The following is a 22954-nucleotide window of genomic DNA, read 5'->3' on the forward strand; positions in this document are numbered from 1 at the left end:
TAACCAAAAACAAAATTATATGTCAATTTGGAGAGTAAAACCTGTTTCAGCCTTTGAAGCAGATATGAAAAAAGGCGGACTCAACCGCGTATTAACCCGTTGGGGACTTACCTCGCTGGGAATTGGGGCCATTATCGGGGGAGGTATTTTTACGCTAACCGGAATTGCAGCTCATGATTATGCAGGTCCCGCTTTAGCTTTATCATTTGTAATCGCTGGAATTGGCTGTTTATTTGCCTCTTTGTGTTATGCAGAGTTTGCCTCAGTATTGCCCGTTGAAGGTTCGGCTTATGCTTATGCCTACGGTACCATTGGAGAGGTTTTCGCTTGGTTTATTGGGTGGAATCTAATCCTGGAATACATGATGGGTGCGACGACAGTTGCGGTGGCCTGGAGTGGATATTTCACCAAATTGTTGGGTTTGTTTCACCTGAAACTCCCCCTTTCGTTACTTTCCGATAAAGCTACGGCCATGGAAAAACTCAACCATGCCAAAGCGGTTGATGCGGTAAAGGACTATTTAGCGACGCATGCTACAGCAACCTTTGATCAGATCAAAGACCACTTTGCCAATGCCGAATTTGCAAGTGCGTTTAAGAGTTTGACTACCCTCAAAGATTTTCAAAATTTTGCTACCGGAGAAGGAGTTACGCAATTTGCCGAGCATTACTCTTCAATAGATTTATCGGGGATTGTATTCAATTTACCTGCGTTTTTAATCACCTGGGTCATCACCGCTATTTTGATAAAAGGAATCAAAGAAGCCGCAAAAACGAATAATATCATTGTGATTATTAAAATTGCGGTGGTGCTTTTCGTAATTATTGCCGGTGCCTTTTTCATTGACACCGACAATTGGGTACCTTTTATTCCTGCCGAAACCAAAACAATAGTAGATGGGGTAGAAAAAATTAATTTTGGATTTGGGGGCGTTTTAACAGCCGCGACCATTGTCTTTTTTGCGTATATCGGATTTGATGCCGTATCAACCCAAGCAGGAGAAGCCATTAATCCGAAAAAGGATGTGCCTTTTGCCATTGTCGCCTCGTTGGTGATATGTACTATTTTGTATATTTTGGTTTCCTTGGTGCTCACCGGAATGGTTCGTTTTGATCAATTGGATAAAGCGGCTCCCGTAGCTTCTGCCTTTAGTGGTGTTGGTTTGACGTGGGCTACGTTTTTAATCACCATTGCCGCCACCGCCGGATTAATGTCGGTGATGTTGGTGATGATGTTGGGACAAACGCGTATTTTCCTTGGCATGTCCAAAGACGGTTTACTCCCTGGTTTTTTCAAAGATTTACATCCCAAATACCTTACTCCCCATAAGAGTACGTTGTTGGTCGGATTAATTATTTCTATTGTAGCTGCGTTAACGCCTATTGAAAAAGTTTCTGAAATGTGTTCCATGGGTACCCTTTTAGCTTTTGCAATGGTGTGTATGGCCGTAATGGTGTTGCGTGTGAAAAAACCAGAATTGGAGCGTCCTTACAAAACCCCTGCGGTTTACGTGGTAGGAACTCTTGGCGTTGGGTTTAACTTGTTCTTGATGACCCAAGTCCGCACAGAAACTTGGTATACCTTTATCATTTGGGGTTCCCTGGGGATTTTGGTTTATCTATTGTACAGCAAACGTCATTCCAACCTAGAAAAAGAATAAATTGAAAGCCACAATACTGTGGCTTTTTATTTTTTACGATATTTGTTCATATGAACGGTTGGAAAGGTTTACGGTCCTATCTCAAATACCTCATCAAGAGAAATCCTGAGTGAGAAGGGTATTTGTAGCCTTTCTTTTCGACCCTTTCGGGGGTATTGTTAACCACAAACAGTTCAATTATGCCGATTTATCACAAATTAGGAGATACTCCACACAAGCGACACATTCAGTTTCGCAAACCCAACGGCGACTTGTATTATGAGCAACTTTTTGGCACCATCGGTTTTGATGGTATGTATTCCAATTTGTACCATGTACACCGTCCCACTCAAGTCAAAGAAATTCGCCAGCAATACAGTGTTGCCCCCAAAATCGCGAAAGCCAATAACATTCAATCCTATCGACTACGCGGATTTGAAGTTGCGCCTGAGGATGATTTCTTGGAGAGCCGCAAAATTGTCTTGACCAATAGCGATTGTCACATTGTGTTGGCCGCTCCCCGTCAATCGATGAAGACCTATTTTTACAAAAACACCGATTCTGACGAAGTTATCTTTATCCATAAAGGTTCAGGAAAACTTCGCACGATGATGGGAATTTTGGACTTCAAATACGGCGATTATTTGGTCATACCAAGAGGGATGATTTACCAAATGGATTTTGACACTACCGACAACCGATTGTTTATTGTCGAGTCCCATCGTCCCGTGTATACCCCCAAGCAATACCGCAATTGGTTTGGTCAATTGCTCGAACATGCCCCGTTTTGTGAGCGCGATATTCGTCGTCCGTATGCTTTGGAAACCCATGATGAAAAAGGTGACTTTTTGATGAAAATCAAGAAGAAAGACGAGATTTTTGAGTTGATTTATGCTACACATCCTTTTGATGTGGTGGGCTATGACGGGTTTAATTATCCGTATGCGTTTTCGATTCATGATTTCGAACCCATTACGGGACGGATTCACATGCCTCCACCGGTGCACCAAACGTTTGAAACCGATGCTTTTGTCATCTGTTCGTTTGTACCCCGACTCTACGATTACCATCCCGAGTCCATTCCCGCTCCCTATAATCACAGCAATATCGACGCCGATGAGGTGTTGTATTATGTCGATGGCGATTTTATGAGTCGCAATGATGTAGAGGCGGGACATATTTCGTTGCACCCAGCGGGGATCCCTCACGGACCCCATCCCGGAGCTGTCGAGCGCAGTATTGGGAAAAAGGAAACGCTTGAATTGGCGGTTATGATCGATACGTTCAAACCCTTGATGGTTACTGAGGAAGCGATGCGTATTGCCGACGATACCTATTATCAATCTTGGCTTGAGTAATACCATGCAAAATTATAGACTGCCTGCCGATCCGTTAGTCCTCATTCTGGGAGTAACCAGTTTGTTTATTCTTTTTTTTGTGTGTTGCTGCGGATTTTTAATTCCTTTATCTCTGGGATTAGCTATTGTAGGATGGGTGCTAGCAGGTAAAAGTTTACGCCTTTATGACGCACAACCCCAGCAGTATACTGAAGGCAGTCGATCTATCGTTTCTATGGGAAAAATATTGTGTATGATTAGTGCCATTATCAACGGGATTTTAGCACTCTTGATTACCGTCTTTTTCCTCTTTTTGGATTATGACATCATTGAAAAATTTTCAAACCAAAACCTATTACAACAAACCAAACAAATCACAACGCGCGCAAAGGATTCAGTAGTGCACGATTCGGTGTATGACGATGCCTTATTTAAACACCCCTCAACCGATACCGCAGCAACACCCGCTCCTAAAACGCGTCCTTAACATTTAATTTTATGGCAAAAGAAATAAAATCCGTAGAGTACGGACTGGAAAAAATCTTTCAAGGGGCCCAAGACTTTTTACCCTTGTTAGGTACCGATTACGTTGAATTTTACGTGGGTAACGCCAAACAATCGGCCCATTTTTATAAAACAGCCTTTGGTTTTCAATCATTGGCCTATAAAGGATTGGAAACGGGCTCCCGAGATGCGGTGAGCTATGTGTTGCAACAAGGCAAAATCCGGTTGGTATTGACTACCCCATTAACGAGTGAATCGCCGATTAACGATCATTTGCGCAAACACGGTGACGGCGTAAAAGTGGTCGCTTTATGGGTTGAAGATGCTCGTTCCGCATGGGAAGAAACGACCCAACGCGGCGCCCGTTCGTTTATGGAGCCAACCGTAGAAAAAGATGCTCATGGCGAAGTTATTCGTTCAGGAATTTACACCTATGGCGAAACCGTGCATGTTTTTGTAGAACGTAAAAACTATTCGGGAACCTTCCTTCCTGGATTTATGGATTGGAAATCCGATTACAATCCCGAGCCCCTTGGGTTAAAATACATTGACCACATGGTAGGAAATGTAGGTTGGGGTGAAATGAACCAATGGGTTAAATGGTATGAAGACGTGATGGGATTTGAAAACTTCCTATCCTTTGATGATTCGCAAATTCATACCGAATACTCCGCTTTGATGAGTAAAGTTATGTCCAATGGCAACGGACGCATTAAGTTCCCCATCAACGAACCCGCCGAAGGGAAAAAGAAATCGCAAATTGAAGAATACCTAGATTTTTTCGAAGGACCTGGGGTACAGCACATCGCGGTTGCCACAGATGATATCATTCAAACCGTAGCGGGCTTACGGGCACGTGGGGTCGAATTTTTACCCCCTCCACCACAAGCCTATTATGATGAGATACCCGCGCGTTTGGGTAAACATATGGAGGTGATGAAAGAAGACATCAAAGCTCTGCAAGCCTTATCCATTTTGGTCGATGCGGATGAAGAAGGGTATTTGTTGCAAATTTTCACCAAACCCGTGGAAGACCGTCCCACGTTGTTCTTTGAAATCATTCAACGTATGGGAGCCAAAGGATTTGGTGCAGGTAATTTCAAAGCCTTGTTTGAATCTATTGAGCGTGAGCAAGCGTTGCGAGGCACACTGTAAAAACCTCAAAATGTTGAATAATTGTTAAAATACAACGTTGTAGTACCGTTGTTTCTAATAATTATTTGTTAAAGTAGACGTTCTGTTGTTGATTATTTAAAAATAGACAGTACTTTTGACCTCAGAAAATAAGAAAGGTGTAGTTTCCTTTTGAAAGTAATTACGTTTTTCATAATTTATAGTTTTTTGGTTGGTTAATAGCATAAAAACCCGGTCACTTTTGGCTGGGTTTTTTTGTTTTTTTACATTTGGAACAGTAATTGTACGCGGTAAATAAAATATAGACCATTATGAAAAATCTTGTTTTGCTCAGTCTTTTATTTTTTACCGTATCCTTTGATTTGGAGCGCCCATCGGCTTTTGATGTGGGCGAATGGTTTAAATTTCGTATTCATTATGGTTTAGTCACTGCGGGTTTCGCTACATTGGAAGTTAAAGAATCCACGCGCAACAATAAAAAAGTGTTTCATGCTGTCGGCAAAGGATATACTACAGGCATGTCCCGATGGTTTTTTAAAGTGGATGACAACTACGAATCGTATTTTGATAAAAACACAGGAAAGCCCTATCAATTTGTGCGTAAAATTGACGAAGGAGGGTATACCAAAAATCAGGAAGGTTTTTTCAATCAAGATAAAAATACGGTGTTGGTCAAAGATTATAAGAACAACACCAATGCGGTTTTTGAGACCCCCGAGCAAGTGCAAGATATTGTCTCAACCTTTTATTACCTTCGCAACCATCCAAATGTTGACAAACTAAAGGTGGGGGAATCCATCAATGTGGATATGTTTTTTGACAACGAAACCACAAAGTTTCGGTTAAAATTTATAGGTCGTGAGGATTTAGACACTAAATTTGGCACCGTTCCTTGTATGATTTTCCGACCTTTGGTGCAAACCGGTCGCGTTTTTAAGGAACAAGAAAGTTTAACGGTTTGGATTTCGGCGGATGACAATAAACTGCCGATACGAATCAAAGCCAGTTTGATGGTAGGTTCCTTGAAAGCGGATTTAGATGCGTTTAAGGGCTTGGCCAACCCTTTTGAAATTAAAGTAAAAAAATGAGTAGCGAACAAACCCCTACCTTGATTGATGCCTTGGATGAAAAATTCCAAAAGATAAATCAAAACACCGACACCCATCTTGAAGGCCTTTTGTGGGCGAAACCCATCACGTATTGGGATTATATTCAAACTGATGCGCTTTTGAATTTGCAAATTCAACGCACTACACTCCCCGACGAAATGGTATTTATCATGTACCATCAAGTTAACGAGTTGCTGTTTAAAATGGTGTTGTGGGAAATCGATCAAGTATGTCATGCGCAAACATTGACGACTGATTTTTTTACCGAAAAACTACGTCGGATCAGTCGTTATTTTGACATGTTAACCACTTCTTTTGACATTATGGGCGAGGGTATGGAAATCGCGCAATACATGAAGTTTCGCAATACCTTGACTCCCGCCAGTGGCTTTCAAAGCGCGCAATACCGCAAAATTGAATTTGCATCCACCGATTTAATCAATTTAATTGACTACCGTTTTCGAGCGACTATTGACCGCAATACGCCTTACCGTCATGCCTTAGAACATTTGTATTGGCAAGCCGCTGGGAAAGATCATCGAACGGGCACCAAAAACTATTTGATTCAAGCGTTTGAACAAAAATATGATGCCGAGTTTCTTCGGTTTATGGAGGAATATAATACCATCAACTTGTGGCAAAAGTTTTCACAACTTCCTGAATCCGATCGTCAAAATCCCGAACTCATCGCCGCCATGCGTCATTATGACCGTACCGTCAACATCACTTGGGTGATGGGCCATTACAATGCCGCTCGTAAATACATTGAAAGCGGACAAGGGAACGGCGAAGCGACTGGAGGTAGTGATTGGAAAAAGTACATGCTTCCCAAATATCAACGTCGTATCTTCTTCCCTGAATTGTGGAGTGAAACCGAATTAAAACATTGGGGAGAGGATTGCGAATGAAAAGGTCGTCGCTAAAAATACTAGGCGTTTTTGGACTCTTTTGGCTCTTGTTTTCCTGTTCCCAAAAAGCAGAAGAATACGTTATTGAACCCATGGAGCCGCGGAAACCTATGGTGGATTTTGGATTCAATTTTGACGATTTTAATGTGCATTTTGATACTATTCGCAGCCAAGATACTTTTGAGCGAATTTTAAAAAAACAAAATCTCAACGGACGCAAACCGGCTGAAATTATCGCCAAGGTTAAAGATTCTTTTCCTACCTCTGTGCGGTTTATGAAGCCCTATATTTGTTTGCGCTCCAAAGACAAATACCACAAACTTCAGTACTTGATTTACCAACCCAACAAAATCGATTACTATTTGGTCGATTTAACCGATTCCATCGTTGGCTATAAAAAATCACGTCCGCTTACATTCAAAGTTCGCACGATTGCTGGAAAATTAGATGGCTCGCTTTCCACCACTTTGCGTGGTATGAAGGTCGACCCTTCGTTATCCAACAAATTGCTAAAAGTGTATGCGTGGTCGATCGACTTTTTTAAACTGAAAAAAGGAGACCGATTTGCCGTTAGTTTTACCGAACGGTATATTAATGATACCATTTACGATGGGGTCGATAGTTTGCGCTGTGCTTTTTTTGAATACAAAGGCGACAAAATCTATGCTTTCCCTTTTCAACAAGAGCGCAAAGGACGCACTGATTATTATGATGAAAACGGAAAAGCACTCAAGAATTTCTTCCTCAAAGCGCCCCTGAAGTACATCCATATCACGTCGCGTTTTTCCAAAAGCAGGTTCCATCCTGTTCAATTGCGTTGGAAAGCGCACAACGGAACCGATTACGCGGCTCCCACAGGTACGCCCATTATGACTACGGCTTCGGGGGTTGTGGAACAAGCGGGGTATACCGCTGGAAATGGAAATTTTGTCAAAGTCAAACACGACCGAACCTTTGCCACGCAATACCTTCACATGTCGCGTATCTTGGTACGACGAGGCCAACGGGTAAAGCAAGGGGATGTGATTGGAAAAGTGGGCAGTACCGGATTAGCAACAGGACCGCATGTGTGTTATCGTTTTTGGAAAAATGGGGTACAGGTCGATCCACTTCGCATACAACTGCCCAATGCGCAACCCATGGAAGGAAGAAATTTACCTCGATTTAAGGAACAAATGCGTCCGTTGAAGCGCGAATTGGATAGTGTGGCCCAAGTGGTTTTCAAAGGGCGTTAATTTTTTTCCAACGAAAACGATTTCTTAGCGTTACCGGTCACTTTTTTGAAAGACTTTAACGATTATTCCCCTATTATTTTAGTTAATTTTGTAAGGCAAAAAATTTCTTATGGCATTACAAGCAATTAATCCAACGCATACCGCTGCTTGGGCAAAGTTACAAGCACATTACGACTTCATACAGCAGCAATCGATTAAAACGTTGTTTGCGGAACAACCCGATCGTGCGCACACGTTTCATATTCAATGGGAAGACTTTTTAGTCGATTATTCCAAAAATGCTATTACCCGTGAAACACTACAGTATTTGTTGGAGCTCGCTGACGCAGTGCACCTCAAAGAAGCCATTGCTGCTTATTTTGATGGGGATTTAATCAATCAAACCGAACAACGAGCGGTATTGCATACGGCATTGCGCAATCCAGCATCGGCTACAGTTCAGGTCGACGGACAAAATGTAATGCCCGAAATTTATGCAGTTAAACAGCGAATCAAAACCTTTGCCGACGCGATTATATCGGGAACGCACAAGGGGTATACGGGAAAATCGATTACCGATGTAGTTAATATTGGTATTGGAGGTTCTGATTTGGGGCCGGCCATGGTGGTTGAAGCCTTACAGTTTTACAAAAACCACTTGAACGTCCATTTCGTGTCCAATGTCGATGGCGATCATGTGCAGGAAGTTTTGAAGAAAGTCAATCCCGAAACGACCTTGTTTGTCATTGTTTCCAAAACATTTACCACACAAGAAACCCTTACCAATTCGGAAACCATTCGCCATTGGTTTTTACAATCGGCTCAGCCTGCCGACGTAGCACGCCATTTTGTGGCGGTGTCGACCAATATTCAACGGGTAACTGCTTTTGGCATCCATCCGGAGAATATTTTCCCGATGTGGGATTGGGTAGGAGGTCGTTTTTCGTTGTGGAGTGCGGTCGGACTTTCGATTGCCTTGGCCGTGGGATACGAGCATTTTGATCAACTCTTATCGGGGGCGCATGCCATGGATGAGCATTTTAGAACGACTCCATTCGATCAAAATATTCCTGTTGTGTTGGCTTTGTTGAGCGTTTGGTATAATAATTTTTATGGTGCCGAAAGTGAAGCTTTGATTCCGTATACCCAATACTTACAGAAACTAGCTTCCTACTTGCAACAAGGGATTATGGAGAGTAACGGAAAAAGTATTGGCCGTGATGGAAATCCGGTCAATTACCAAACGGGAACCATCATTTGGGGGGAACCCGGAACGAATTCGCAGCATGCCTTTTTTCAATTGATTCATCAAGGGACCAAGTTGATTCCTACAGATTTCATTGGTTTTGTCAAAGCCTTGCACGGCGATCAAAATCATCATGATAAATTGATGTCCAACTTTTTTGCCCAAACCGAAGCGTTGCTCAATGGAAAAACGGAGGCTCAAGTTTTGGCCGAATTTGAGCAACAAGGGATTTCGGGTGACAAAGCCGCCTTTTTGAAACCGTTTAAAGTGTTTTCGGGTGACCGTCCTACCAATACCCTTCTTATTCAGCAATTAACTCCTGCTTCTTTAGGAAAATTGATCGCGTTGTATGAGCATAAGATTTTTGTTCAAGGTGTTGTTTGGAATATTTTCAGTTATGATCAATGGGGGGTAGAACTCGGGAAACAGTTGGCCAATTCTATTTTGGAAGAAATCGAATCGCAACAGGTAAAAACCCATGACAGTTCGACAACCTTCTTATTGGAACATTTCTTAAAGAACCGCTAAAAGAAGTATAATTTCATGATAAATAACCGTATTCTCATGGGAGGGTGCGGTTTTTTTATCGTTTTTGCCTATTTTTGTTATCCACTAAAACTAAAATATATGTTGTACGAATTTATACAAAAGTTCCACTCCGGGTGGGCTTATATTGTCTTAGCCTTATTGGTTTTCACCGCGGTTAATGCTGTGATGGGCATCAGTTCAGGAAGAGCATTTTCGGCGCGCGACCGCAAAATCGGATTGTTTACGTTAATAGCTTCACACGTGCAATTGTTGGTTGGCTTGGTGTTGTATTTTATATCACCCCTTGGTAAAGCGTTGTTGGGCGATATGTCCAATGCGGAGGCGCGTTTAACGTCTTTAGAGCATCCGTTGATCAATATTATTGCGATTGTGTTGATTACCGTAGGCTGGTCAACCCACAAAAAAGCCACGGAATCGGGCGTTAAGTTTAAAAAATTCGCTATTTTCTATACCTTGGGATTGGTGTTGATTTTATCGCGTATTCCTTGGAAACTTTGGTTGTAAGTCAACCGTTTAGTATCTAATCGATGTCAAGATTTTAAGCTATAGAAGTCTTGAATCGCCCAAAAACAAGTCCAATGCGAACAAAATCAATACTTTTTTACGGGATCACCCTAGGCATAGGTCTTTTCTTTAGTAGCACTTTTTTGGCTCAAAATACGGTCAATCCCGAATTAAAAAAGCAAAAAAATGATACCGTCAAGAAAGAAAAAGTACCAACGGATGTCCCTGTAACCGATACTTTATCCGTGGTCAAGGGGAAGTTTAAGCTTTTTAAAAAGAAAGCCCACGCCTCCTATTATTCTGATCGATTTCATGGTCGCAAAACGGCTAGCGGTAAGCGTTATGATCGAAACAAACTGACGGCGGCGCACAAAAAATTACCTTTGGGAACGTTGGTTCGTGTTACCAATGAAGCCAATGGGAAAACGGTTATTGTTGAAATTACCGATCGAGGTCCGTTTGCTCGTGGTCGAGAAATCGACTTGTCCAAACGCGCATTTTTCTTGATTTCGGGGTCACGAAATTCCGGTTCGGCTACCGTTACCCTGGAAGTGATTGAAGTCGAGAAAAAATCACCATAATTGAAAAGGATGGTGCGACAAATAGGCGTTGTAATACCGTTTGTCGTGCGTCACTTCTTCGCCCAGCCATTCGGGTTTTAGGTAAGTTTCGTTTTCCGATTGCAGTTCAATCTCAGCGAGTATGAGTCCCCCATTTTCACCCTCAAAAACATCCACTTCAATAATATGTTGCCCCGATACCACTTCGTATCGGGTTTTTTGTATCGTTCCTTTTTCACACAACGGTAAAAGCAATTGCGCTTCTGCTACCGTAATCTCCTTTTCCCATTCCAACCGACTTGTACCTGAGGCACTGCTTTTTCCTTTGATGGTTAAAAACCCTTGATTCCCTTTAATACGCACACGTACGGTTCGTTCAGGAATAGAAGAGAGGTAGCCTTGGGCAATCGGAATAGCGGCCCGGCTTTCTGCTTTGAATTGCTCGTTTCGCACTAGGAATTTACGTTCAATTTCGATCATTGATGGATATTTTTTTCAAAAGTAGGAATTAAAGCCTGTTCAAAAGTAAATCGCTTTTGAGAAATTCTAGTAAATTTGAGTCATGTCGGATTCCCTTAGATTACGGAAAATTATTCACATCGACATGGATGCTTTTTATGCCTCGGTGGAGCAATTGGATTTCCCGGAGTTAAAGGGTAAACCCATCGCCGTGGGCGGAAGTGAAGTGCGCGGCGTGGTTTCGGCGGCCAGTTATGAAGCCCGTAAATTCGGGGTACGCAGTGCCATGAGCGGCGTCCAGGCCAAACGCTTGTGTCCGGACCTGATTTTTGTACGACCGCGGTTTGATCGCTACACCGAAATTTCCAAGCGCATACGGGCTATTTTTCGGGAGTATACCGATTTGGTTGAACCCTTATCGTTGGATGAAGCGTATTTGGACGTGACGGTAAATAAAAAAGGGAATCCAAGTGCGACCTTGATGGCACAGGAGCTACGGCAGCGCATTTTTGACGAAATCGGGTTGACGGCTTCGGCGGGGATTTCCAACACCAAGTTTGTGGCCAAAGTCGCCAGCGATTTCAACAAGCCCAACGGACAAAAAACCGTGCCTCCCGATGAAGTGGAAGCCTTTTTGGAGGTTTTGGATATCAAAAAGTTTTATGGCATTGGCAAAGTAACCGCCGAAAAAATGTACCATCACGGGATCTTTACCGGGGCCGATTTAAAAGCGCGCTCGCGGGAGTACTTAGAGGAGCATTTTGGCAAAAGTGGGGGCTTTTATTATAATATCGTGCGGGGCATTCATTACAGTGAAGTCAAACCCAATCGGGTGTCAAAATCGGTGGCAGCAGAGCATACGTTTGAGGAGAATTTGACTTCGGAATTGTTTATGGAGGAAAAGCTCACGCATATTGCCGAAACCTTGGAACGGCGGTTGAAAAAATATACTATTTCAGGCAAAACGGTAACGTTAAAAATCAAATACAGCGACTTTACGACCCAAACCCGCAGCAAAACGTTGCCCTATTTCATTAGTGATAAGGGCTTGTTATTGGAAACCGCCAAAGAATTATTGTATCAAGAACGCCTGAAAGAATCGGTGCGCTTGTTGGGGATATCACTCAGTAATTTGAATACCGAGGTCAAGAAAACGGTCGTGGTGCAGTTGAAGTTTGCGTTTTGAGTTTACTGCTATAAATATTTTACCGCTACGCAACAGCTTCCTGAACCCGATAGCGGATTTACTCCGTCCGTTCGGCTAACGCTTCGTGTGCAATCCGTGCCCACAAAGTAAAAAGCAAAAACTACATCTTATTTGGTGTAGTTTTTTTATTTTTAAGAATTAATATATACGCCAATGTCTACCTGACTTTGCGGAAATTTTCTTCACTAAAACTGCAAATTTCCAATCTGCTGTTTAAAAACAAAAAAACCACCCCGAAGGATGGCTTTGTTTATTTTATCGAAGTGGCTTAGTCTCGGCTGTTTAATTTGGATAGCAATCGCAAGAACTCGACGTACAACCACACGAGAGTTACCATCAAGCCCATCGCGCCAAACCATTCCATATACTTGGGCATGCGGTTGGCAATGCCTTTTTCAATTTGATCAAAGTCCAAAAACAGGTTTAAGGCCGCAATAACAATGACAAAAACGCTAATACCGATACTCATTAGTCCGTTGCCATGATGAACGGGTTGGAAGTTGGTAAAAAGCGAAATCAACCAAGAGATGAAATAATAGGCGGCAATAGCCAACGTAGCGGCCACGACCACGGAACGAAACTTTTCAGTCACTTTTACGATTTGGTATTTGTATAAAGCCAAACAGATGAAAAACGTAACAAATGTGGCGCCCACGGCTTGGATTACAATGCCGGGGTAAGCGGCTTCAAAAAAGGCCGATAATCCACCGATGAACAATCCTTCAAACACGGCATATCCAGGCGCTAAATAGGGTGACAATGTAGGCTTGAACGTCGCAACTAATAGGGCAATTAAAGCTACAATAGCGCCCCCAAAAACGAGAATTAACGGGTTGTACCCTGCATTAATCATCATCCATGTTGTGACGGCACCGCCCACGAGTAACAACAACAATAGGAACGATTTGTTGATGGTTCCGTTTAAGGTCATCGTTTGGTTGTAATCAATCAATACCGCATCGTGTACGGTTTCACTTTCCTTGTAGGATTTGGTGTTGAAAAAAGGATTTCTAGATTCCATAGTTCTGTAGTTTATGTCTCAAAGATAATTTGATTTTTTGGAACGGAAAAAGGATTATCAAAATTCTAACAGGCTGATAATCCTTTTTCCGATGTATTCCGCGTTGCGTTTATTCAATTTCAGAAATTCGCAAGGTGTTGACCATTCCGCGTTCAACTACGGGCATCGCAGCAAGGTTGATCAAGATGTCGCCTTTTTGAACAAACCCACGGTCTTTGGCCATTTGATTGATGTCGTCAACGGTATCGTCGGTGGTGACAAACTTGTCGTAATAAAACGCATTGACACCCCATAACAAATTCAATTGCGTTAGAATATACTTATTCGAAGTGTACACGAGGATATGCGCTGAGGGGCGCCATGCCGAAATTTGGAACGCTGTATACCCACTGTTGGTGAGTGTTGAAATTGCTTTGGCTTTAATATCGTTGGCCATTGTTGCAGCGTGGTAGCAAATGGATTTGGTGATGAATCGTTTGGTGCGCACGTGTGGCGGATTTTGAGGCACTTGAATCAAAGGAGAATCTTCAACAGCCTCAATGATTTGCGTCATTTTTTCTATGACTTGTACGGGAAAGTTCCCTACCGAAGTCTCGCCCGAAAGCATTACCGCATCAGCGCCATCCATTACCGAGTTGGCCACGTCATTGACTTCGGCACGGGTGGGTGTCAAACTCGTAATCATGGTTTCCATCATTTGGGTTGCTACGATCACAGGGATACGGGCTGTTTTGGCACGGTGGATTAATTTTTTCTGAATTAACGGTACTTCGTGCGCTGGAATTTCCACCCCGAGATCACCCCGCGCTACCATCAATCCGTCGCAGTAGGCTACAATTTTATCAATGTTTTCTACGGCTTCCGGTTTTTCAATTTTGGCTACGATTGGAATTTTATGATCGGTATGTTCCGAAATTAATTCTTGCAATTCCATCAAGTCTTTGGGGGTGCGCACGAAGGAAAGTGCAATCCAATCCACATCGTTTTCAATCGCGAAAATGGCGTCTTTGATGTCTTTTGGGGTCAAAGCAGGAAGAGAGACTTTGGTATTGGGAAGGTTAACCCCTTTTTTGGATTTTAAGGGTCCGCCTTGAATGACTTTGGTTTTTACCTCGTTTTTCCCGTCGGTTTCGATGACTTCAAAAATGAGTTTTCCGTCGTCGAGTAGGATGCGTTCGCCCGGATTTACATCACTAGGAAATGCTTTGTAGTTCATGTATACACGTTCGGCATTACCGGGAACATCTTCGGCCGTTTGAAAAGTGATCACATCGCCCGGATTGACCACGACGTCTTCTTTCATGACGCCCACGCGTAATTTAGGTCCTTGTAAATCGCCTAAAATAGCGGTGGTGTATCCAAATTCTTGGTTCAATCCACGGATAATGTCAATTCGCTCTTTTACATCGGCATAATCGGCATGAGAAAAGTTAATACGGAACACATTGACTCCGGCGTCGATCATCTCTTTGATTACCTCGCGGGTACTACACGCCGGCCCCAAGGTGGCCACGATTTTGGTTTTTTTTCTAGTCGGCATTCTTTAAAAAATTAGATTGTGTTTGGACTTTAGTTTGTTTTTATCAATACGGTAAGCCATACTTACCCATTCAATTTCACTGATTTTTCGTACAACCTCTTCCAAATCGATATCGTTTTCTAGGTTGTCAATTTTGAGAATATAATCTACTTTTTTGTGTTCGGGCAATAAATACACCGAAGTGGCAACGTCATTTGTTAGCGTGGCAAACAGCACCCCGGGGCCTTGCGTTTCGGTGATGACTTCACTTTTATTTTGCACCAAATGCCAGGTAATGAATCGAGATTCGTCATAAAATTCAAAGCGTGAAAGTCCGGTGCTTCCCTCTTTGATTTGTATGTGAAGGTCTTCTTGGGTTCGTGCCAATAAAACCTCGAGCTGTTGGTTGAGGTGAAAGGCCAAACGGGAATCTTCCAACGAAGTATGCAAGGCAATTACCTCGTAATCTTGCGCTTCAAATTCATGGATGTAGATTTTTTGCGTCGCCATTTCCGCCCAAATAAGTTGTAAATATACTTCATATCGGAATGCATTTTACCGAGAAGAAGTTAGATTAACGTTATTTTATGAACGAAATCGTTGTAGGATTTTAAGGTATTGCTTTATATTTTGTTAATTTTTTCTTGAAAAGCAAAATAGGCCCGTTTGGCTGCGATTTCTTCTGCTTTTTTCTTGGAGGTAGCGCGGGATTTGGCCACTACTTTTTGGTCGATGCTTAAGCGCACGCCGAAATATTTTTGACCGTCGTTACCGTTGTCATCAAAAACATCAAAGTGAAAGTTGTATTTTTCTTTTTGGCACCATTCGATGACAAGACTTTTATAGCTGATGACTTTTCCCTCTAATTTTGCGATATCTACGTAGGGGATGATGACTTTTTCGTGGATAAATTTTTCACAAAAATCATAGCCTTTGTCCAAAAATATGGCCCCAATTAAGGCTTCAAAGATATTTCCGTGGATGTTTTCGCCAAAGTGTTGGGCGGGAACTTTACTTTCCACAAATTGAATGAGATTGAGGTCGCGCCCGAGTTCGTTTAAATGTTCGCGACTCACAATTTTGGAGCGCATTTTGGTGAGGTATCCTTCGTCGCCAGTAGGTACTTGACGGTATAAATGGGCGGCAATTACGGAGCCCAACATGGCATCACCCAAAAACTCCAAACGTTCGTAATTCATCGGACGTCCGTTTTCGTCCATCAAGTTGGAGGAACGGTGGGTGAACGCTTTTTTGTAATATTTTAATTGCCCTGGAGCGAATCCCAAGATGGTTTGTAGGGTCTCAAAAAAAATCCCGCCTTCTGTCTGAGGACGGGAGTTTTTAGCAAATATTTTTTTAATAATTCTCATAGACGAGATTACGCGTCAATTTTTTTAAAAAGTACACAAGCGTTGTGACCTCCAAAACCAAAGGTGTTGCTCATCGCCACTTTGATATCGCGTTTTTGCGCTTTATTCAGGGTTAGATTCAATGATGGATCAATGTTTTCATCGATAACTTCATGGTTGATGGTAGGCGGAACGATGCTGTGTTGCATGGCCAAAATCACAGCAATCGCCTCAATCGCTCCTGCTGCACCCAACAAGTGGCCAGTCATTGATTTGGTAGAATTGATGTTGAGGGTTTTGGCATGGTCTCCAAATACCGCGCTAATTGCTTTTAACTCGGCTACATCTCCAAGAGGCGTAGAGGTTCCATGGGTGTTGATATGATCGACATCGGCGGGTTGCATTCCTGCATCGCGAAGGGTATTTTGCATTACGGCAATAACACCAACCCCTTCGGGATGGGGTGCTGTAAGGTGGTAAGCATCTGAGGAGAGTCCACCGCCTCCGATTTCACAATAAATTTTAGCACCACGAGCTTTGGCGTGTTCGTATTCTTCCAACACCAACGCACCTGCTCCTTCACCAAGGACGAAACCGTCACGGGTGGCATCAAACGGGCGCGAGGCGGTTTCAGGGCTGTCGTTGCGGGTTGATAAAGCGTGCATCGAATTGAATCCGCCCATTCCAGCAATGGTTACTGCCGCTTCAGAACCACCTGAGATGATGACATCACACATGCCCAATCGAATATAATTGAAGGCATCAATGAGGGCATTGGCTGAGGAAGCACAAGCCGAAACGGTGGTGTAGTTAGGGCCCATAAAGCCGTTGCGCATGGAGATGTGTGCAGGGGCAATATCGGCAATCATTTTGGGGATAAAGAACGGATTAAATTTAGGTGTTCCGTCGCCTTTAGCGTAGTTTAAAACCTCTTCTTGGAACGTCTCTAAACCACCGATTCCAGCACCCCAAATCACGCCTACACGAGCTTTATTGACATTGGTGTCGGTGATTCCCGCGTCTTTGATGGCTTCATCACTTGCAGCAATAGCATATTGTGAGAATTTGTCCAAACGTCGGGATTCCTTACGGTCCATGAATTGTTCGATGTCAAAATTTTTGACTTCGCAAGCAAACTTGGTTTTGTGTTTTTCGGTATCATAGTAGGTAATGGGGGCAGCCCCACTTTTCCCATTGACCAACCCTTCCCAATAGGCTTCGATAGAATTTCCGATGGGAGTTAAGGCGCCAAGACCGGTAACAACAACACGCTTTAATTGCATAAATATGGATTTAGTTTGTTCTGTATATAAAGAATACCCTTGTTCCTTTTTGGCAAATCGCAAAGAGACAGGGGTATTTATCTTTAGGATTGATTTACAATCGCAATGTAGTGATTTTGAAAATAATAAAAACCCGCATGCCCAAAAGGTAAGCGGGTTTGGTATATTTTATTATTTTTTAGCTTCTTCGATGTAAGAGATAGCTTGACCAACTGTTGAGATGTTCTCAGCTTGATCGTCTGGAATTTGGATGTCAAATTCTTTTTCGAACTCCATGATAAGCTCAACAGTATCTAATGAATCGGCTCCCAAGTCATTGGTGAAGCTTGCTTCAGATACAACTTCATTCTCGTCAACTCCTAGTTTGTCCACGATAATCGCTTTAACTCTTGATGCAATGTCTGACATAGTTTCTAATTTTTAATTTTTAATTGTTGGCAAAAATAAAAAACTTTATTTTATTTCAGCATTTTGATTTACAAATGTTACCACGAAGGTAATAAATTATTTTAACAAACCTTTTACGGCAGTTCAATTATCTCGTCAAATATTCGTTTTTTTGTAGGCAGTATTTTTGTCGTTAAACTGAATCCGATTTATGTCCAAAATTGTTTTATTTGCCTCGGGAGAAGGCACCAATGCTGCGGCCATTATCAGGCATTTTCAGGAAAAATCCAGTGTAGCTGTTGTGGCAGTGTTTTGCAATAATCCACAAGCTGGTGTGTTGCAACGAGCGGCAGATTTTGGGGTGCCCACGGTGTTGTTTGATCGGCAAGCCCTTGAAGAGGATAAAGTGTTGCTTCAATTGCAAGAACTTGCCCCTGATTGGATTGTCTTGGCGGGATTCCTTTGGAAATTTCCCGAAACGATTTTGGAGGTCTTTCCCAACGTTATCAATATCCATCCCGCTTTATTGCCAAAGTTTGGAGGCAAAGGCATGTACGGTAAGCATGTGCACGAGGCGGTATTGGCTCAAGGCGAAGCCGTGACGGGCATAACGATTCATTATGTTAATGCGCATTATGACGAGGGTGCGATTATTGCGCAATTTGAAACTTCGATTGCCGACTGTACTACCGCAGCGAGTATTGCGGCTAAGGTTCATGCTCTCGAACAAGAACATTTTCCAAAGGTTATCGATCAACTCCTTAACTCATAACTCATAACTCACAACTCATAATTTTACTACATGCATCAAATTCATCTTTACACCGACGGCGCGGCCAAAGGAAACCCAGGAAACGGCGGGTACGGTGTGGTTTTGGAACAAGTGGGTACGGGCTACCGCAAAGAGTTTTATGAAGGATTTCGCATGACGACCAACAACCGGATGGAACTACTAGCTGTGATTGTGGGTTTGGAAAAATTAAAACAATCCGGAATCTCGGTATTGGTGGTTTCAGATAGCAAATATGTGGTCGATGCCGTTCAAAAAGGCTGGGTTTTCAGTTGGGAGAAAAAAGGGTTCCAGGGCAAAAAAAATCCCGATTTGTGGCTTCGTTTTTTAAAGATATACCGCAAGCATAAAGTTGATTTTCAATGGGTAAAAGGGCACAATCATCATCCCCAAAACGAGCGATGCGATCAACTCGCGGTAATGGCATCTATGCAATCGGATTTGTCGGTCGATGCTTGTTATGAGCAACTTCGAGACACACTACTATAAATCTGCATTATTTTTCAAAAGCAACGAATTATAGGCTTCTAACAATCGGATGTACTTATTTTTCCAATAATCAACGGTTTCCTCTTCGGGGTATTCTTCAGGAGGTTCGTGAAGGATGAGGGGATACATTTCTTTAATTTCCTTGCTAAAATCGTAACGGATAATTTTTCCGATGGTGAGTATCGTATCGATGGAGACATTTTTTTGCTCAAACATTTGATAAAACCATCGTCGGCTTTTCCCCATCTGTTTCGCTATAGCGCTGATAGGTATACCGCTTTGGTAAATCGCATTTTTGATGATTTCCCCCCTGTTTTCCATTCCTACAAAGTTTTACACTTATGTGGGAAAAATATTTCTCAAAAATTTCTCATATGTGTGTATTTTTTCGTAAGTTAGCTCAAGAAAATGGAATATTTCAAAAATAGTTACCGCATGGGCCTTTTCGGAGGTGCAACAGGTCGTGTTTTTACACGGTAGTTTTCGAGAGTAACGACTTGAGGACTATAATTCGAAAGTGACGCAACCCGGTTTAGACCGGGTTTTTTTTATGAAAAAATTATACTGCTTCATTTACAAGAGAAGTTTTATTCTTTTCATTTGAATACGTATCTTTGCGCCTTTATTATAAAACGAGTTCATGAACAAGCTTTTAATCGTGGGAACAGTAGCTTTCGATGCAATCGAAACGCCCTTTGGAAAAACCGATAAAATATTAGGAGGAGCAGGCACCTTTATTGGCTTGTCGGCTTCCCATTTTAATCTTCAATCGGCAATCGTTTCGGTAGTGGGCGATGATTTTCCACAAGCGTATTTGGATTTATTAACGGCACGCAACATTGATATTTCCGGTTTGGAAATCGTTCAAGGCGGAAAAACATTCTTCTGGAGCGGTCGTTACCATAACGATATGAACTCTCGCGATACGTTGGCTACAGAACTTAACGTGTTGGCTGATTTTAATCCTATTGTACCTGAGAATTTCAAAGATGCTGAGGTGGTGATGTTGGGCAATTTGCATCCCCTTGTGCAAACAGGTGTTTTAAATCAATTGACTGCAACACCCAAGTTAGTGGTATTGGATACCATGAATTTCTGGATGGATTGCGCCTTACCCGAATTGATGGACGTTATCAAGCGAGTCGATGTGATTACGATTAACGATGAAGAAGCCCGTCAATTGTCGGGAGAGTATTCGCTGGTCAAAGCAGCGGCAAAAATTCATGCAATGGGACCAAAATATGTGGTCATTAAAAAAGGCGAACATGGGGCATTGTTGTTTCATAACGAGCATATTTTCTTTGCGCCTGCTTTACCTTTGGCCGACGTATTTGATCCCACAGGTGCGGGCGATACGTTTGCAGGTGGATTTGCAGGCTATGTGGCGCAACAAGGTGACACCTCTTTTGAAACCTTGAAGACCGCTATCATTCAAGGATCGAATTTGGCTTCCTTTTGTGTGGAGCAATTTGGAACGGAGCGCATGGTGTGCCTTACGAAAGAAGAAGTGGCCGAGCGCTTGAAACAATTTAAAGCACTCACCCAATTTGAAATAGAATTATAGTAACTTTATGCCTCGAAATTTCGGGGCATTTTTGTTTACTTTAAAAATAGAAGTTCCGAGAATTTCATTGGTTTTCAGAACACTAAACCCCAACAACACAACAACACAAACTCAACACAACTACCATTTATGAGTGATGCCGTAAAACACGAATGTGGAATTGCACTCTTACGGTTGAAAAAACCGTTGGACTATTACAAACAAAAATACGGTTCGGCTTTTTATGGGGTACAAAAAATGTACTTACTCATGGAAAAGCAACACAACCGTGGCCAAGATGGCGCTGGTTTTGCCTCGATCAAGTTTGATGTGGCTCCAGGGGAACGCTACATCAGTCGTATTCGTTCCAATGACGCGCAACCGATTCAAGATGTCTTTTCCCAAATCAATCAACGAATTTCCAACGACTTGGCGGCGCATCCCGATAAAATCGACGATGTAGCTTGGCAGAAAGCAACGATACCTTATATAGGGGAGTTGTTTTTGGGGCATGTGCGTTATGGGACTTTTGGCAAAAACAGTATTGAAAGTGTGCATCCTTTTTTACGTCAAAACAACTGGATGCATCGCAATTTGATTGTCGCCGGGAATTTCAATATGACCAATGTAACCGAACTCTTTGCCAGTTTGGTCGAGTTGGGACAACATCCCAAAGAGATGGCCGATACGGTGACCGTCATGGAAAAAATTGGTCATTTCTTGGACGATGAGGTCACGGATTTGTATTTGGAATGCAAAAACGAAGGTTTGTCCAAACGGGAAGCCTCGCCAGTTATCGCCGAACGACTCAACATACAACGCATTTTAAAACGAGCCTCCAAAGGTTGGGATGGCGGTTATGCTATGGCCGGATTGTTCGGACATGGGGATGCTTTTGTATTGCGCGATCCTGCGGGAATTCGCCCTGCCTTTTTCTATGAAGATGATGAAGTGGTCGTGGTGGCTTCCGAGCGCCCGGTAATTCAAACCGTATTTAATGTGGCCTTCGAGTCGGTTCAAGAATTGCAGCCAGGCCATGCGTTGATTATCAAAAAAAGCGGCACCGTCACTTCGGACTTGATTATTCCAGCGGTTGAAAAAAGAGCTTGTTCGTTTGAACGGATTTATTTCTCTCGCGGGAGTGATGCGGCCATTTATCAAGAACGAAAAGCCTTGGGGAAACTAATTTTGCCCGATGTGTTGGAATCCATTCAAAACGATACTGATAACACGGTTTTTTCATACATTCCCAATACGGCTGAAACCTCCTTTTTTGGAATGGTAGAAGCGGCCAATGATTTTTTGAATCACCGCAAGAACCAATATATCTTGGATCACCGGAAAACGTTGACCAAAGAAAAGTTGGAAGAGATTTTAGCGGTCAAAATTCGCACGGAAAAAATTGCTATCAAAGATGCCAAATTGCGCACTTTTATCACGGAAGATAGCAGTCGGGATGATTTGGTAGCTCACGTATATGATGTGACTTACGGAGTTATTCAACCTAGTGATAATTTGGTAATTATTGACGATAGTATAGTGCGCGGGACGACCTTAAAAAACAGTATTCTTCGCATGATGGATCGTTTGAATCCGAAAAAGATTGTAGTGGTATCGTCGGCACCTCAAATTCGCTATCCCGATTGTTATGGTATCGATATGGCTAAGTTGGAAGGCTTGGTTGCTTTTCAAGCCGCGATAGCGCTTTTAAAAGAACGCGGGCAGTATGATTTGGTGGATACGGTTTACCAACAATGTAAAGCACAAGAAGGAAAGCCAGACGCTGAGATTATTAATCATGTGAAAGCAATCTATTCGCTATTTAGTGATAAAGAGATTTCAAAAAAGATAGTTGAGCTACTGAAACCAGAGGGTATTCATGCGGAAGTGGATATTATTTTTCAATCCGTTGACAACCTTCATAAAGCCTGTCCTGAGCATGTAGGAGACTGGTATTTTACGGGAGATTATCCCACTCCAGGGGGCAACCGAGTGGTGAATAAAGCCTTTATGAATTTTTATGAAGGTAAAGACGCACGTGCTTACTAAAATTCTGAAAAACATGCATTTTATCGATTTTTATGGTTGTTCATCAATAATATTTTGAATCACCTTGAGGGCAGGTATATATTTGAATCACCATAGCATTAGTAGGTTAAGTTTATAGAAAAAAAAAAAAAAAAAGGGTGAAAGTTTACTTTCA

General features: G+C 42.4%; 23 protein-coding genes. 15 read left to right on the top strand and 8 right to left on the bottom strand.

The features are described from left to right. The first annotated feature begins 19 nt into the window (after nt 1-19). The 10 genes from Q0037_RS00905 (at nt 20) to Q0037_RS00950 (ending at nt 10725) form a co-directional block, all read left to right on the top strand. On the top strand, nt 20-1660 hold the full coding sequence (locus tag Q0037_RS00905) for an amino acid permease (protein WP_297513990.1): 1641 nt from the start codon (nt 20-22) through the stop codon (nt 1658-1660). A gap of 179 nt (nt 1661-1839) precedes the next feature. Then, nucleotides 1840-2997, top strand: a complete 1158-nt coding sequence (locus Q0037_RS00910; RefSeq protein WP_297513994.1) for a homogentisate 1,2-dioxygenase — start codon at nt 1840-1842, stop codon at nt 2995-2997. Nucleotides 2998-3001: 4 nt separating this feature from the next. Further along, the gene (locus tag Q0037_RS00915) at nt 3002-3463 is read left to right on the top strand and encodes a hypothetical protein (RefSeq protein WP_297513997.1); all 462 of its coding nucleotides are present in this window, start codon (nt 3002-3004) and stop codon (nt 3461-3463) included. Between the two features lie 11 nt (nt 3464-3474). Further along, nucleotides 3475-4635 carry a 4-hydroxyphenylpyruvate dioxygenase gene (gene hppD, locus Q0037_RS00920; RefSeq protein ID WP_297513999.1) on the top strand — a complete coding sequence of 387 codons (1161 nt, stop codon included), beginning with the start codon at nt 3475-3477 and terminating at the stop codon, nt 4633-4635. Nucleotides 4636-4925: 290 nt separating this feature from the next. Further along, entirely contained in the window at nt 4926-5702 is a 777-nt protein-coding gene (locus Q0037_RS00925; protein ID WP_297514002.1) for a DUF3108 domain-containing protein, read from the top strand. After that, nucleotides 5699-6631 carry a tryptophan 2,3-dioxygenase family protein gene (locus Q0037_RS00930; RefSeq protein ID WP_297514004.1) on the top strand — a complete coding sequence of 311 codons (933 nt, stop codon included), beginning with the start codon at nt 5699-5701 and terminating at the stop codon, nt 6629-6631. The genes Q0037_RS00925 and Q0037_RS00930 overlap by 4 nt, the downstream gene beginning before the upstream one ends. After that, nucleotides 6628-7866: a peptidoglycan DD-metalloendopeptidase family protein gene (locus tag Q0037_RS00935; protein ID WP_297514007.1), complete on the top strand. Its 1239-nt coding sequence runs from the start codon at nt 6628-6630 to the stop codon at nt 7864-7866. The genes Q0037_RS00930 and Q0037_RS00935 overlap by 4 nt, the downstream gene beginning before the upstream one ends. Nucleotides 7867-7975: 109 nt before the next feature. After that, nucleotides 7976-9619 (top strand): glucose-6-phosphate isomerase, encoded by a 1644-nt coding sequence (pgi, locus tag Q0037_RS00940; protein ID WP_297514012.1) that lies wholly within the window; start codon nt 7976-7978, stop codon nt 9617-9619. Nucleotides 9620-9721: 102 nt separating this feature from the next. Continuing rightward, the gene (locus Q0037_RS00945; protein ID WP_297514057.1) at nt 9722-10144 is read left to right on the top strand and encodes a hypothetical protein; all 423 of its coding nucleotides are present in this window, start codon (nt 9722-9724) and stop codon (nt 10142-10144) included. Between the two features lie 74 nt (nt 10145-10218). Continuing rightward, nucleotides 10219-10725 (top strand): septal ring lytic transglycosylase RlpA family protein, encoded by a 507-nt coding sequence (locus Q0037_RS00950; protein WP_297514015.1) that lies wholly within the window; start codon nt 10219-10221, stop codon nt 10723-10725. Here the strand turns inward: Q0037_RS00950 and Q0037_RS00955 are convergent. Beyond that, on the bottom strand, nt 10717-11184 hold the full coding sequence (locus Q0037_RS00955; RefSeq protein ID WP_297514018.1) for a CYTH domain-containing protein: 468 nt from the start codon (nt 11182-11184) through the stop codon (nt 10717-10719). The two genes, Q0037_RS00950 and Q0037_RS00955, sit on opposite strands and share 9 nt — an antisense overlap. An 82-nt stretch (nt 11185-11266) precedes the next feature. Here Q0037_RS00955 and dinB point away from each other — a divergent pair, with 82 nt between their 5' ends. Further along, complete coding sequence (gene dinB / locus Q0037_RS00960; RefSeq protein WP_297514021.1) at nt 11267-12349, top strand: DNA polymerase IV; 1083 nt, start codon at nt 11267-11269, stop codon at nt 12347-12349. 289 nt (nt 12350-12638) lie between these two features. Here dinB and Q0037_RS00965 read toward each other — a convergent pair whose 3' ends face one another. From Q0037_RS00965 to Q0037_RS00990, 6 genes are all read right to left on the bottom strand, one after another. Then, nucleotides 12639-13391: a Bax inhibitor-1/YccA family protein gene (locus tag Q0037_RS00965; protein WP_297514025.1), complete on the bottom strand. Its 753-nt coding sequence runs from the start codon at nt 13389-13391 to the stop codon at nt 12639-12641. A gap of 109 nt (nt 13392-13500) precedes the next feature. Further along, nucleotides 13501-14931 (bottom strand): pyruvate kinase, encoded by a 1431-nt coding sequence (gene pyk / locus Q0037_RS00970; protein WP_297514028.1) that lies wholly within the window; start codon nt 14929-14931, stop codon nt 13501-13503. Nucleotides 14932-14934: 3 nt separating this feature from the next. Further along, nucleotides 14935-15420 (bottom strand): IPExxxVDY family protein, encoded by a 486-nt coding sequence (locus tag Q0037_RS00975; protein ID WP_297514032.1) that lies wholly within the window; start codon nt 15418-15420, stop codon nt 14935-14937. Nucleotides 15421-15533: 113 nt separating this feature from the next. Next, entirely contained in the window at nt 15534-16280 is a 747-nt protein-coding gene (gene rnc, locus Q0037_RS00980) for a ribonuclease III (protein WP_297514035.1), read from the bottom strand. An 8-nt stretch (nt 16281-16288) separates the two neighbouring features. Further along, complete coding sequence (fabF, locus tag Q0037_RS00985; protein WP_297514038.1) at nt 16289-17542, bottom strand: beta-ketoacyl-ACP synthase II; 1254 nt, start codon at nt 17540-17542, stop codon at nt 16289-16291. 171 nt (nt 17543-17713) lie between these two features. Next, entirely contained in the window at nt 17714-17950 is a 237-nt protein-coding gene (locus tag Q0037_RS00990; protein WP_026980165.1) for an acyl carrier protein, read from the bottom strand. Between the two features lie 190 nt (nt 17951-18140). On the opposite strand from Q0037_RS00990, the gene Q0037_RS00995 reads away from it, so the two are divergent. Beyond that, complete coding sequence (locus Q0037_RS00995; protein ID WP_297514041.1) at nt 18141-18701, top strand: phosphoribosylglycinamide formyltransferase; 561 nt, start codon at nt 18141-18143, stop codon at nt 18699-18701. 30 nt (nt 18702-18731) lie between these two features. Further along, on the top strand, nt 18732-19208 hold the full coding sequence (gene rnhA, locus Q0037_RS01000) for a ribonuclease HI (protein WP_297514044.1): 477 nt from the start codon (nt 18732-18734) through the stop codon (nt 19206-19208). Here the strand turns inward: rnhA and Q0037_RS01005 are convergent. Then, nucleotides 19203-19529 carry a hypothetical protein gene (locus tag Q0037_RS01005; protein WP_297514047.1) on the bottom strand — a complete coding sequence of 109 codons (327 nt, stop codon included), beginning with the start codon at nt 19527-19529 and terminating at the stop codon, nt 19203-19205. The genes rnhA and Q0037_RS01005 overlap by 6 nt on opposite strands. A 319-nt stretch (nt 19530-19848) precedes the next feature. Here Q0037_RS01005 and Q0037_RS01010 point away from each other — a divergent pair, with 319 nt between their 5' ends. Together Q0037_RS01010 and Q0037_RS01015 are read left to right on the top strand one after the other, a co-directional pair. Further along, the gene (locus Q0037_RS01010) at nt 19849-20772 is read left to right on the top strand and encodes a PfkB family carbohydrate kinase (protein ID WP_297514050.1); all 924 of its coding nucleotides are present in this window, start codon (nt 19849-19851) and stop codon (nt 20770-20772) included. Nucleotides 20773-20901: 129 nt separating this feature from the next. Beyond that, nucleotides 20902-22800: an amidophosphoribosyltransferase gene (locus Q0037_RS01015; RefSeq protein ID WP_297514053.1), complete on the top strand. Its 1899-nt coding sequence runs from the start codon at nt 20902-20904 to the stop codon at nt 22798-22800. The last annotated feature ends 154 nt before the right edge of the window (nt 22801-22954 follow it).

The organism is Flavobacterium sp. (assembly GCF_027482425.1).
Classification (GTDB): Bacteria; Bacteroidota; Bacteroidia; order Flavobacteriales; family Flavobacteriaceae; genus Flavobacterium.

Excerpts from the sequence above, each read along its gene's own strand:
- Q0037_RS00905 (WP_297513990.1), top strand. The coding sequence starts at position 20 with ATGTCAATTTGGAGAGTAAAACCTGTTTCAGCCTTTGAAGCAGATATG.
- Q0037_RS00910 (WP_297513994.1), top strand. The coding sequence starts at position 1,840 with ATGCCGATTTATCACAAATTAGGAGATACTCCACACAAGCGACACATT.
- Q0037_RS00915 (WP_297513997.1), top strand. The coding sequence starts at position 3,002 with ATGCAAAATTATAGACTGCCTGCCGATCCGTTAGTCCTCATTCTGGGA.
- hppD (WP_297513999.1), top strand. The coding sequence starts at position 3,475 with ATGGCAAAAGAAATAAAATCCGTAGAGTACGGACTGGAAAAAATCTTT.
- Q0037_RS00925 (WP_297514002.1), top strand. The coding sequence starts at position 4,926 with ATGAAAAATCTTGTTTTGCTCAGTCTTTTATTTTTTACCGTATCCTTT.
- Q0037_RS00930 (WP_297514004.1), top strand. The coding sequence starts at position 5,699 with ATGAGTAGCGAACAAACCCCTACCTTGATTGATGCCTTGGATGAAAAA.
- Q0037_RS00935 (WP_297514007.1), top strand. The coding sequence starts at position 6,628 with ATGAAAAGGTCGTCGCTAAAAATACTAGGCGTTTTTGGACTCTTTTGG.
- pgi (WP_297514012.1), top strand. The coding sequence starts at position 7,976 with ATGGCATTACAAGCAATTAATCCAACGCATACCGCTGCTTGGGCAAAG.
- Q0037_RS00950 (WP_297514015.1), top strand. The coding sequence starts at position 10,219 with ATGCGAACAAAATCAATACTTTTTTACGGGATCACCCTAGGCATAGGT.
- Q0037_RS00955 (WP_297514018.1), bottom strand. The coding sequence starts at position 11,184 with ATGATCGAAATTGAACGTAAATTCCTAGTGCGAAACGAGCAATTCAAA.
- dinB (WP_297514021.1), top strand. The coding sequence starts at position 11,267 with ATGTCGGATTCCCTTAGATTACGGAAAATTATTCACATCGACATGGAT.
- Q0037_RS00965 (WP_297514025.1), bottom strand. The coding sequence starts at position 13,391 with ATGGAATCTAGAAATCCTTTTTTCAACACCAAATCCTACAAGGAAAGT.
- pyk (WP_297514028.1), bottom strand. The coding sequence starts at position 14,931 with ATGCCGACTAGAAAAAAAACCAAAATCGTGGCCACCTTGGGGCCGGCG.
- Q0037_RS00975 (WP_297514032.1), bottom strand. The coding sequence starts at position 15,420 with ATGGCGACGCAAAAAATCTACATCCATGAATTTGAAGCGCAAGATTAC.
- rnc (WP_297514035.1), bottom strand. The coding sequence starts at position 16,280 with ATGAGAATTATTAAAAAAATATTTGCTAAAAACTCCCGTCCTCAGACA.
- fabF (WP_297514038.1), bottom strand. The coding sequence starts at position 17,542 with ATGCAATTAAAGCGTGTTGTTGTTACCGGTCTTGGCGCCTTAACTCCC.
- Q0037_RS00990 (WP_026980165.1), bottom strand. The coding sequence starts at position 17,950 with ATGTCAGACATTGCATCAAGAGTTAAAGCGATTATCGTGGACAAACTA.
- Q0037_RS00995 (WP_297514041.1), top strand. The coding sequence starts at position 18,141 with ATGTCCAAAATTGTTTTATTTGCCTCGGGAGAAGGCACCAATGCTGCG.
- rnhA (WP_297514044.1), top strand. The coding sequence starts at position 18,732 with ATGCATCAAATTCATCTTTACACCGACGGCGCGGCCAAAGGAAACCCA.
- Q0037_RS01005 (WP_297514047.1), bottom strand. The coding sequence starts at position 19,529 with ATGGAAAACAGGGGGGAAATCATCAAAAATGCGATTTACCAAAGCGGT.
- Q0037_RS01010 (WP_297514050.1), top strand. The coding sequence starts at position 19,849 with ATGAACAAGCTTTTAATCGTGGGAACAGTAGCTTTCGATGCAATCGAA.
- Q0037_RS01015 (WP_297514053.1), top strand. The coding sequence starts at position 20,902 with ATGAGTGATGCCGTAAAACACGAATGTGGAATTGCACTCTTACGGTTG.